This window comes from Pirellulales bacterium (assembly GCA_036499395.1).
Taxonomy (GTDB): Bacteria; Planctomycetota; Planctomycetia; order Pirellulales; family JACPPG01; genus JACPPG01.
In genome coordinates this window covers 330203-341742 of the sequence record DASYDW010000063.1, presented here as the reverse complement: position 1 = coordinate 341742, position 11540 = coordinate 330203, and the positions used below count along the sequence as shown (strand labels likewise).

Below are 11540 nucleotides of genomic sequence, written 5' to 3'. Positions count from 1 at the left end.
GTTTCTAGCCTTACGGTCGCGCGCTCGGTGCCAGCGAGTACAGCCGCATGACCGAAAAAAAGAAGATGTCCGTGGCCGATATTCTGGCGGCCGCTCGAAAAAACACCGCAGCAGCCGGGCAACCGGCCGCTGCTGAACCTGCTACAGCGCCCCCGGCCCAATCGCCGCCGGCCGCTGAGCCGATAGCTGCTGCCGGCAACGGCGCCGAGGAGTCGCCTGCGGCCCAGGCGCCTGTGGCGAAGCCAAAATCGGCCGTCGCGGGTGGTGCAAAGCTAAGTGTCGCAGAAGTTCTGGCGGCGGCCCGTGCGAACAAGGCTGCTGCCGCCGAAGCTGCAGCGAAGCCTGCTGCCGCTGCAAAGCCGGCGGCCGAGAAGCCCGCGCCGAAGCCGAAGCTCGATAAGCCTGCCGCGAAACCAGCGGCGCCCGTAGCGGGCGCTGCGGTGCGTGACACGTCGAGTATTCTGGCGGCGGCACGTGCCGCCGCTAAGCCTGGCCCAGTGAGCAAGTCCGAAGCGGCCGCGCGACTGAAGCCAGACGCGCCGGCGAAGCCTGCTAAAGGCGAATCGGTTGCTCCGCCAATGCCGGCCAAGCCCGACTATGCAAAGCCGAAAGCCAAGGAAGCTGTTCCGCAGGAAGAGCGTCGTTTCTTCTTGAGCGTGTTGTTGGGTTCGTTCCTGGGGGTGGGCTTCGCTTCCTTGGCCGCAACCGGCGGTTTGTGGACGCTAGCCACGCTGCGTTACATGTTTCCGAATGTGCTGACCGAGCCGCCAAGTCGCTTCAAGATCGGCTTCCCTAACGATTTTCCGCCGGGCGTTGTCGACGAGAAGTTCAAGGCACAATTCGGCATCTGGCCGGTGAATGTTGAATACAAGGGAATTCGCCAGATCGTAGCTCTGAAGACGGTTTGCACGCACCTGGGTTGCACGCCGAATTGGCTGGAAGCTGAGCAGAAATTCAAATGCCCCTGTCACGGCAGTGGTTTTTATAAGGACGGCGTTAACTTCGAAGGTCCGGCTCCTCGTCCGCTCGAGCGGTACGCGATCAAGCTTGCCGACGACGGCCAGTTGGAAGTCGACAAGAGCCGAACGTTCCAGGAAGAGTTGGGGCAGTGGAGTGATCCGGGCTGCTTTGTGTCGGTATAAGCAGCTGTATGCGTTAAGGCGTCGGAGTGAGAATTGCCCCTTTGTGTGGTTGGTTTGTCGCGAGGCGGTCGCGCTAGTGACGAAGTTGGCGGCGGGCCCCGGCGGGGTCCCCGCTTTTTTCGTTGGCCGATGAATCGCCAAGAGTGACGGGTATTCGCCAGGCATGGCGGCATCGGTCAGGCATGGCAGGGGCATGCGAGGTTGATTGCAAGCGAGGGATGCAGCTCAGGTTCCTTCGGGTTGGTTGACTAAAAACTAGCGGAATTATCCATGTCGCTCGGCGAAGCCATTCGTAACTCGCAGCTCTGGAAGAGCGTCTTTCGTCATCCGATGCCGCTCGATCGGCGCAATCGCATCGTGGTGATGCTGACGAATTTCTTCCTGCACTTGCACCCGGTTTCGATCAAGAAGCAAGGGATCGCGCTGAGCTACACCTGGTGCATGGGGGGCGTCACGTTCTTTCTGTTTCTGGTCGAGACCGTGACCGGCGTGCTGTTGATGTTCTATTACCGCCCGACCTTGGAATGGGCGTACAACGATATTCTGTCTTTACGCGATGTGACTAGTTTGGGGATCATGCGCGAGCTGCATCGATGGGGTGCGCACGCGATGGTCATCACGACCTGGCTGCACATGTATCGCGTCTTTCTCACGGGCAGTTATAAACCGCCGCGAGAATTCAACTGGGTCGTGGGCGTGCTGCTCTTGCTGCTCACGCTGCTATTGTCGTTTACCGGCTACCTGCTGCCGTGGGACCAGTTGGCGATCTGGGCCATCACTGTCGGTTCGAACATGGCTCGCGCAACGCCGATCATGGGACACGAAGGGCCGGGTGCCAAGCTGTTGAATATCGACGGCATCTCGATGATTACCAACGCCTCGGACGCCCGCTTCGTAACGATCGGCGCGCGTTTCGTCGGTGAAGATACTTTGAATCGCTTTTACGTGTTGCATTGCATCGCGATTCCGTTGGCTGTGGCGCTGCTGTTGGCGATCCACTTCTGGCGGGTGCGCAAAGACGGCGGCATCAGCGGACCGCTGTAAACCACACGCGACCGGCAGGGATCGCGCGTGCGTGTGTGTTTTGAATTGATGGATTGACGGACATTCCGGCAGTGTTTTCTGTACGGCGGGTTTTCTGTGCGGTGGGCCGTTTGTTTTCGATAACGGTGGGTTGTTTGAACGACGGTGCCCCCGGGCCAGCGGAATTCGTAGGGATCGGAAATCGATATGCATAGTGATCCTGGCTTCTTGATGAAGATTGCGACGCTGCTGGGCTTCTACTACTTGCTGTTGTGCGCCCTGAATTGGGTCGCAGCCCTGGTAATGTGGCGCAAGGGGCCGAAGACCTATACAACGTTAAAGTTCGGGGCCACCACGGTGCCGGTGACCAACGTGTTGGTCTGGCTACTGGTCGGTGCGGCCTTCTTCATCTGTGCCCCGTTGGCCATGATTGGGCTGCCACCGGAATTGCCCTCGGATGTGAAGCAGATCGTCAACGAGCTTTCAGGGCCGGTGACGTTGGCCCTGGGTTCGCTGGCTTTGTTTACGGCGCTGTTTGTCTTTCGCCGTGCTTGGACTCTGCCGCCGGTGGCCTGGACGTTATTGAATTTGGCGCTGTTGGCGATGGGGATGGCGATGACCGATCCCAACTTCACCGCCATCGTCGCCAAGCCTGACAATGTGCCGATCGTGGGCTTGGTGTTCTTGCTGGGTTTCTTCACCTGGCTGGCCACTTATAAGGCCGTGTTGAACGACGATCGCGCCGCGCGAGGCCTGCCCCCGCTGGAAAAAGAAGACAGCGAGAAGGTGCTGGTCTGGCCTGACCTGGTCTATACCGAGCTGATCTGCATGGTCGCTCTGACCGCGTTTCTGTTGCTGTGGGCGATCGCGCTACAGGCTCCGCTGGAAGAGCCGTCGAGCCGCGTCAAGACGCCGAATCCGTCGAAGGCGCCGTGGTACTTCCTGGGCTTGCAGGAAATGCTGGTGTACTACGATCCGTGGATGGCGGGCGTGGTGCTGCCGAGCGTCGTGTTGCTGGGGTTGATGGCGATTCCGTACCTGGATTTCAATCGCAAGGGATCGGGCTACTACACGATCTCGGAGCGGAAGTTCGCCTACCTGATATTTCAGTTCGGCTTCCTCGAGCTGTGGGTGATATTAATCATTCTGGGGACCTTCCTGCGCGGACCGAACTGGAACTTCTTCGGACCGTTCGAGACCTGGGATGCGCATAAAGTCTTGGCTCAGAACAACGTCGACCTTTCGCAGTTTTTCTGGATCAAGTGGTTGAACCAGAGCATGCCAAAGGCGCCGCCGGGATCAGGAGCGATGGCCGAGTTGGGCTATATCCTGTGGCGCGAGCTGCCTGGCATTTTGTTGGTGTTCGCCTATTTCGTGCTGCTGCCGCCGATCATGGCAGCGACGATCTTCCGCAAGTTTTTCGTCAAGATGGGGTTCATCCGTTACATGCTGATGGCGAACCTGCTTTTGATGATGGGCTCGCTGCCGTTGAAGATGGTGGCGCGGTGGAGTGTGAACTTGAAATACTTCATCAGCATCCCTGAGTACTTCTTGAATTTTTAGGGCGCCGTCCGCCCGCGGCGCGGAAGCGCCGTGCCGGTCAGCGCGATAGACGCAAATCCGCATCCGTTGTATTTAAGGCTGTAAAGGCGTTTCGACATGCCTGCTACTGAACAAACTTGGCGCGACTCCAAGTTGCTGCACATCGTGTTCGGCATCTCGGGAGTGGCGATGCTGGTAACCACGGTGTGGATGCTGGCTGCGGACCACAACCGCGAATGGAAGCCCGTCCAGCGCAAATTCCGTGAGATCGAGACCTGGTTTACGCAGGCCAAGATCAACGACCAGGACAATGGCGAGTTCGAGCAGAAGAAGGTCGAACTGGAAAAGGCCGTCACCGCGGCCGAGGCCGAGCCGCCTGCCGAAAGCATCGTTACGGCATTCCTGGACGAAGCGCGTCCGCATGTCGATCAAAACGGCTACGATCTGACGAAGATCGAAAACGCTGACAAGGCCGTGCGAGAGCTCCAGAAGAAGTCTGGCGATGAGGGGACGGCCGCGCAGATGGTCTCGGCCCGCAAGAACCTCATTCAGGCCATGGACGACCTCGTTCGCCAGGCGCAATTCGACGAAGACAAGCGCTTCAGCTTGCTAAAGTTTCGCCGCGCGGATCTGGACGTCGAACGCAGCAGCTACAACTTGGGCGTCGGCGAAGGATTGCCCGAGGCTGAGCTCGCGCGCCGACAAGAAGCGGTCAACAAGGTCGTTGAAAACGTCAATGAGATGACCCGTGAATATCAGCAGGCCAAAACGCACCGCGTCGATCTGGAGCAGATCGTCGCTCAGTCGGGCGTACAGGTCGGGGCGGCCAAGAAGGCGCTCGGCGATCACTTGGCTGACTTGGATCGTTTGGAAAAGGCGAAGGCCGATCGTCAGTTGACCCGCGGCAAAGAGATTCTCGACTTGCCGATCATCAATGCTTTCAACAGCCCCTTGAAGATCGAGCAGATTTGGCTGCCGAAGCTGACGTTGAACAACAACTTCAGCGACGTGGCCCGCTTCGACCGCTGCATCACGTGTCATCAGGCGATCGACAAATCGGGGGCCGGCTCGGCCTCGGATCCGGCCTACCCGCCGCGCCCGCACGAACTGGTACCGCTGTCGTTGAAGACTCCGGCCGAACCGCCGGCGGAATACAAGGACGGGATTCCCTCGGACGAACCGAAGCGTCGCGAAGCACTGTCGAAGATCTATGGCCTGGAGTTTGCCGACACCGGTTTGCTCGACGCACGCGATATCGTGGTGAGCGTCGTGCGACCGACGAGCCCTGCGGCCGACGCCGAGTTCCAGGTAGGCGACGTCGTGCAATTCGTCAATGACGTTGACGTCTCGCATGAGCGCAGCCTGGTCTTGCGTTATCTGTTGGACAGCGTGAATTGGGGACAGCCGGTCACGGTGCGCGTGAATCGCGGCCTGCCGCACCCGTTCAGCTCGCACCCGCGGTTGGATCTGTTCGTCGGCTCGCTGAGCCCGCACAAGATGATGGACGTGGGCTGTACGATTTGCCACGAAGGGCAGGGGAGTGCGACCAGTTTCCAGTGGGCTTCGCACACGCCGAACGATCCGCACGAGATGAAAGAGTGGCAGGACGAGCATGGTTGGTTCAGCAACCATCACTGGATCTTCCCGATGCGTCCCGAACGGTTCCTGGAAAGCAGTTGCTTGAAGTGTCACTTCTCCGTGACTGAGCTCGAGCCGAGCGAGCGATTCCCTGATCCGCCGGCGCCGAAACTGGTCGAAGGTTTCAACATCATTCGGCAGTACGGCTGCTTTGGCTGCCATGAAATCAACGGCTTCGACGGACCCAGCCGTCGTCGCGGTCCGGACATCCGCGTTGAGCCGAACTACGGAGCCGTCGCCGCCAGCGTGCTGGTGGATCCGGCACTCAACGATTACGAACGGCAACTGGCCGAACAGGTCATCGATCACCCGACCGAGAAGCAGGCTCGCAAGCTGCTGGCCGAAATGCTCGGCGATGACGCCGCCACCGCGAAGGCTGCCAAAGCTGGGGGCGATGACGCCAAGCAAGCACGCTTGAGCACGCAGACGCATCAGTTGGGCGCTTTGCTCGGTACCGACGAGGAAACGCCCGGCACGTATCGCAAGGTCGGACCAAGCCTGCGATTCGTAAAGAGCAAGCTGGATGTAAACTTCCTGGCGAACTGGATTCGCAGTCCGGTCGATTTCCGACCCACCACGCGGATGCCGAAGTTCTTCGGGCTCGACGATCACTTGCGCGAAATCCGCCGCGACGAAAATGGCCGCCCGCAGATGGAGCCGAAGCTCGACGCCGACGGCAAGGAAGTGCTGGATGACGAAGGCGAGCCGGTCTTGGTGCCGGTCTACGTCGCCAGCCCCGGCCTGGAGAAATCCGAGCGGTTCGAGCCGGTCGAGGTTCGTGCCGTCAGCGAGTATCTGCTCGAAATCAGCCAGTCGTTCAAATATCTAGACAAGCAGCCAGGCGTGACCGAAGAGGCCTCGGCCGAGCGTGGCAAGGTCGTGTTCCAGGTGCGCGGCTGTCTGGCCTGCCATCAGCACAAGGATTTCCCCGACGCCAAGGATACGCAGGGCCCCGATCTGTCGCGCATCGGCGACAAGCTGACGTCTCCCGACGCGGCGAAGTGGCTCTATAGCTGGGTCCGCGAGCCGAAGCATTATCACGCCCGCACGGTGATGCCGAACCTGTTCCTCGAACCGGTTACCGATGCCGACGGTAAGGTCTCGGATCCGGCAGCCGACGTAGCGGCGTTCTTGCTGGCGTCGCGTGATGGCTGGAAGGCCGGTGAAGCGCCGTCCGTGGTCGAAAAGGACCTGGATGACCTGGCCGCCGAATACCTGCGTGGCAGCTTCACGCATCGCCAGACCGAGGACTATTTGAAGAACGGTATCCCGGCCAAGTTGCGGGATCAGTTGAAGGTCGACGAGAAGCTGCTCGTCCAGACCGACGGCATGACGGCCGAGCAGAACGAGCGGCACAAGCTGCTGTATGTCGGTCGTCGCACGATTGGCCGCTTGGGTTGTGCCGGCTGCCACGACATCCCAGGCTTCGAAGATTCGAAGCCGATCGGTACCGGACTGGCCGACTGGGGGCGCAAGGAGCCGTCGAAGCTGGCCTTCGAGCAGGTTGTGCAGTACATCGCACAAGAGAACTTCGTGCATGGGCATGGGCACATTCACAACATCGAGCAAGCGCTCGATCCGCACCATGCCGATGCCGATACCGGCTTCTTCCTCGAGACGGTCGTCAATCACGAGCGCGAAGGTTTCATTTGGCAGAAGCTGCGTGAACCGCGCAGTTACGACTACCGGATGACCGAGAACAAGGATTACATCGAGCGGCTGCGAATGCCGAAATTCAATCTTTCGGATAAGCAGCGTGAAGCGGTGATCACGTTCGTGCTGGGGCTCGTGGCCGAGCCCCCCGCGTCGCAGTACGTATACAAGGCCGATCCGCGTCGTCAGGCCGTGCTCGACGGCGAGCGCTTGATTACGAAGTTCAATTGCGACGGCTGCCATACGTTCCGGATGGAAAGCTGGGAATTCGATTTCGATCCCAAGACCTTCCCCGAGCCGCCTCCGTTCGAGGATTACGCGTTCGAAAAGCCGCACTTCACGCCGCAACAACTGGCGGAGTCGAAGAAGGTTGATAATCGCGGGCTGGGTCACGCCAAAGTCACAGGCATGCCGAATCCGGAAGTGGCTGAGGACGACGACGGTAACCCGCTGCATTATTTCGGACTGTGGCGTTCGCTGCCGATCAACGGTCAGCCGTGGATCGTCGGAGGTGCCGAGGCGCCGGTCCAGGAAAGCCGCATCACGAAGAAGATTCCGCCGTACGGTGGCAATTTCGCTCGGTTGCTGCAACCCGTGGCGCTAGCCCAGGAGCAAGCCACCAATCCGAACGCCAAGTCGAGCGACGCCTGGGGTTGGGTCCCTCCGCCGCTCTTGAACGAAGGAATCAAGGTGCAGACGCAATGGCTGCACGACTTCCTTCTAAATCCGTATCCGATTCGCCCGGCCGTCGTGCTGCGTATGCCGCGGTTCAACATGTCGAGCGAAGAGGCCACGCAGCTGGCGAATTACTTTGCCGCGGTCGACGGTGCGCAGTATCCGTACCTGGTCGACCATCGCACGGATTCGAGCTATCTGGCCGCGCAGGATACGAAGCATCCGAAGCGGTTCGAGGACGCGCTGAGGATCATCACCGGCAACGAATACTGCGTGAAGTGCCACAAGGTGGGAGACTTTACGCCGGCCGGCAGCGTGGCGGCCCTTGCGCCGAACCTGGATCGCGTTTACCAACGTTTGCGTCCCGACTTTGTGCAGAAGTGGATCGGCAATCCGAAGCGCCTGTTGCCTTACACGGGCATGCCGGTGAACTTCCCGCCGGATAAACCGGCGGACCAGAGCCTGTTCCCAGGCACCAGCCTGGATCAAGTCGAAGGTGTCGTGGACTTCCTGTTGAACTACGACACGTACATGAAGGATCGCACGTCGATCAAGCCGATGGTGAAGCCGGCGCCGCCGGCGACGGCCGCGGCCGAGGGCGGAAACGCTGTTCCGGCGCACCAGGATGCGGCGGCGGGACTATAGAGGTCGCGGGGAAGCGACCGGCGTGCTCTGCCGAAGCGGAGCGATAACCGAAGTTTTAAAGAAGGGCGCAAGGCCCATGACATTGTCGGCCCGAGTTCAATGAGCTTTGGTTCGACGCATGTGCGAGAGGAAATCAAGCAACATGTTTTGCAATCGCGTGCAAATAATGGCGGCGTGTTTGGCGGTGGTCCTTTCGGTGTCGGCGTCGGCCGACGCGCAGTGGGGCAACCTGAAGGGGAAGTTCGTTTACGACGGCAAAGCCCCGGAGCCGCAGAAGCTGAACGTGGCCAAAGAGCCGATGTGCATGACGCACAATCCGGTGGATGAATCGCTGGTGGTCGGCGCCGATGGCGGCATCAAGAACGTCGTGATTTTTTGCCGAACCAAGGGCGTTAAGGTCAACCCGGAAGTCGAAAAGCATCCTGACAAGGTTGAACTAGACAACAAGGATTGCCGGTTCGAGCCGCACATCCTGCCAATGTTGATTTCGCAAACGCTGGTGGTGAAGAACTCGGATCCGTTTTCGCACAACAGCAACGTCACCGAGGTCGGCGGTCAGGGAGCGAATCCTCTGATCTCGCCGGGTAAGGAAGCGACTTACAAGTATGCTCGTGCCCAGGTCATCCCGCAGCCCGTGGCTTGCAATATTCATCCTTGGATGAAGGCGCTGGTGCTGCCGCGTGACAACCCGTACTTCGCGGTATCAAATGCGGACGGCTCGTTCGAGATCAAGGACCTGCCTGCCGGTAAGCTGGAGTTCCAAGTGTGGCAAGAGAAGGCCGGCAACGTCGATACGAAGGCCTGGCCGAAGGGACGCTTCACGATGGAGATCAAGGCCGGCGACAACGACCTGGGTTCGGTGAAACTTGAACCGAAATTGTTCAACAAGTAACAAGCCTCGGGCGCATGACACTTAATCTACTGCGAGGGGACGCTGTGATCCGCTTTGTTGCGACAACGTTGATCTTGGCCGTTGCAGGCCTGGTATTGGTCGGCACCTCGGGATGCCGAAAGGCGATCGCGATCAATCCTGCGCCGAATGTTAGTGTCGCCAAGGAACTCCGTGCTGGTTCCGGCGGCGGTGAGGCCGCGGCTACGCAAACGGCCGAGCCGACGGGCACCGGTTGGGGCGCGCTGAAAGGGAAGTTCGTTTTCGCGGGCGATCCGCCAGCGGCCGCGTTTCTCTCAACTGCTGGTAAAGACGGCGCCGTTTGCGGTCAGCAGGTTCCCAACCAGCAATTGGTCGTTGATTCGGGCAACAAGGGGATTGCGAACGTCGTAGTCTTCGCCCGCAAGGTGTCGCGCGTTTTTAAGCCTGAGGACGGTGCCGCGCCGGCAGAAGCAACTCCGCCGATTTTCGATCAGAAAGGTTGCTTGTTCTTGAGCCACGTGTTCGCGACGAGCACGAAAGTGCCGCTCGAGATTAAGAACAGCGATCCGGTCTCGCACAATACGAGCTTTGATCCGGGGGGCGGCAACACGCCGGCCAACCCGTTGTTGCAGCCGAATTCGTCGGTCACTTACAAGTTCAGCCGGCCGATGAGCGAGCCGAAGTCGGCGACCTGCAGTATTCATCCGTGGATGAAGGCGTTCATCATTGCTCGCGACGATCCGTATGTCACAGTTTCGAAACCGGACGGCTCGTTCGAGATCAAGAACCTGCCGGCCGGCGAAGATATCGAGTTCCAGGTTTGGCACGAGCAAGCCACCGGCGGCCTCGAGGCCAAGGGGGGCTGGAGCAAAGGTCGATTCAAGGTCAAGGTTCCGGCCGATGGCGAGTTGGACCTGGCGACGATCGAAGTGCCGGCTACCGCGTTTCATTGAGTTCGCGCTTTCATTGAGATTCGATCATGAAGAGCTTTACGTTTAATCATTTGCTGGTCCTCGCGGCGTGTACTCTGGTCATGCCGGTGCTGGTCGGCTGTGGCAAGAGCGATGCCCCGGTCTTTCGCCTGAACCTGCAAGGCCGCAGCCCGGAAGATTTGCAGCTCACGGGCAGCGAGGAGAATGAGGACGAGCGAAAGGCGAAGCAAGAGATCGGGACGTCGCTCGAAGCGGTCTCGACCGTGCTGTACGCCATGTTCGGCGAGCCAGACGCTCCGTACGTCATGCCCGAGTCGGGCCTTGACCGACGCAAGGTTGAGATGGCGGCCGGTCCCGCCGGGCGCAAGCATACCGGCGCTCAATTGGGACTTTATCGCCAGCATTGTGCGCACTGCCACGGCATCAGCGGCGATGGCGCCGGACCGACGGCTGCTTTCTTGAATCCGTACCCCCGCGATTACCGAACGGGCGCCTTCAAGTTCAAGAGCACGGCCCGCGCCGCCAAGCCGACGACCGACGACATGCGGCGCATCCTTCACGAAGGAATTGCGGGCACGGCGATGCCGTCGTTCCTGCTGTTGCCGGATGACGAAATCGATGCGCTGGTCGAATATGTGAAGTACCTCAGCATCCGCGGCCAGACCGAGACACTGCTGTTGATCAAGGTTCTGGACGAAGGCGATGCCATCGATCTGAAGACTACAAAGCTCAGCGATTTGGCCGGCGATTACCTGACTCCCGTGGCCGAATCGTGGGCGCAGGCGGAATCATCGATCGTTGTTCCGCCCGATGGCCCACCGACCGATACCCCCGAGGCGTTAGCGGCCTCGGTTGCCAAGGGAGCGGAATTGTTCCGAGGCGCCAAAGCGCAATGCGCGAAGTGTCACGGTCCCACGGCGATGGGAGACGGCAGCGAGGAATTGCTGTTCGACGACTGGAACAAGGTGAAGCAGTTCGCCGATATTTCGAAGAAGATTGCCGACGCCAACGGCATCGAGGATAGGAAAGAGAAGTCCGAGGCACTCAGCGATTTGCAAACGAAGTTGGTTGCCGAAGAGCACAAATGGCTTTTGCCTCAACAACAAGTGCAACCGCGCAATTTGCGGCTGGGGATCTATCGCTTTGGACGTCGTCCGGTGGACCTTTACCGCCGCATCTTTGCAGGCATCAACGGCACCCCGATGCCACAGGGCGGTGCGGACGCCAGCAATCCCAGCGGCATGACCTCAGAAGAGATTTGGCACATCGTCAATTACGTCCGGACGCTTCCCTACGAGAAGCTTAGCGATCCGCAGGTGGGCAAGGGACGATTGGCCGGTCTCGACTCTTGGCACGAATAGAACGTTCACGAATAGTAAGTGCGAGTGAACGGGGCGAGTGAAACGACGAATTGAGAAT

7 protein-coding genes are annotated in these 11540 nt (G+C 59.8%); all 7 read left to right on the top strand.

Going from position 1 to position 11540, the window contains the following annotated elements:
- Nucleotides 1-47: 47 nt before the first annotated feature.
- Complete coding sequence (locus tag VGN12_10700; protein ID HEY4309910.1) at nt 48-1142, top strand: ubiquinol-cytochrome c reductase iron-sulfur subunit; 1095 nt, start codon at nt 48-50, stop codon at nt 1140-1142.
- A gap of 270 nt (nt 1143-1412) precedes the next feature.
- Nucleotides 1413-2186: a cytochrome b N-terminal domain-containing protein gene (locus VGN12_10695; protein HEY4309909.1), complete on the top strand. Its 774-nt coding sequence runs from the start codon at nt 1413-1415 to the stop codon at nt 2184-2186.
- Nucleotides 2187-2372: 186 nt separating this feature from the next.
- Nucleotides 2373-3728 carry a hypothetical protein gene (locus tag VGN12_10690; GenBank protein ID HEY4309908.1) on the top strand — a complete coding sequence of 452 codons (1356 nt, stop codon included), beginning with the start codon at nt 2373-2375 and terminating at the stop codon, nt 3726-3728.
- Nucleotides 3729-3824: 96 nt separating this feature from the next.
- Nucleotides 3825-8318, top strand: a complete 4494-nt coding sequence (locus VGN12_10685; GenBank protein HEY4309907.1) for a hypothetical protein — start codon at nt 3825-3827, stop codon at nt 8316-8318.
- A 142-nt stretch (nt 8319-8460) separates the two neighbouring features.
- Entirely contained in the window at nt 8461-9210 is a 750-nt protein-coding gene (locus VGN12_10680; GenBank protein HEY4309906.1) for a hypothetical protein, read from the top strand.
- A 14-nt stretch (nt 9211-9224) separates the two neighbouring features.
- Nucleotides 9225-10142: a hypothetical protein gene (locus VGN12_10675; protein ID HEY4309905.1), complete on the top strand. Its 918-nt coding sequence runs from the start codon at nt 9225-9227 to the stop codon at nt 10140-10142.
- A gap of 26 nt (nt 10143-10168) precedes the next feature.
- Complete coding sequence (locus tag VGN12_10670) at nt 10169-11482, top strand: c-type cytochrome (protein HEY4309904.1); 1314 nt, start codon at nt 10169-10171, stop codon at nt 11480-11482.
- Nucleotides 11483-11540 lie beyond the last annotated feature (58 nt).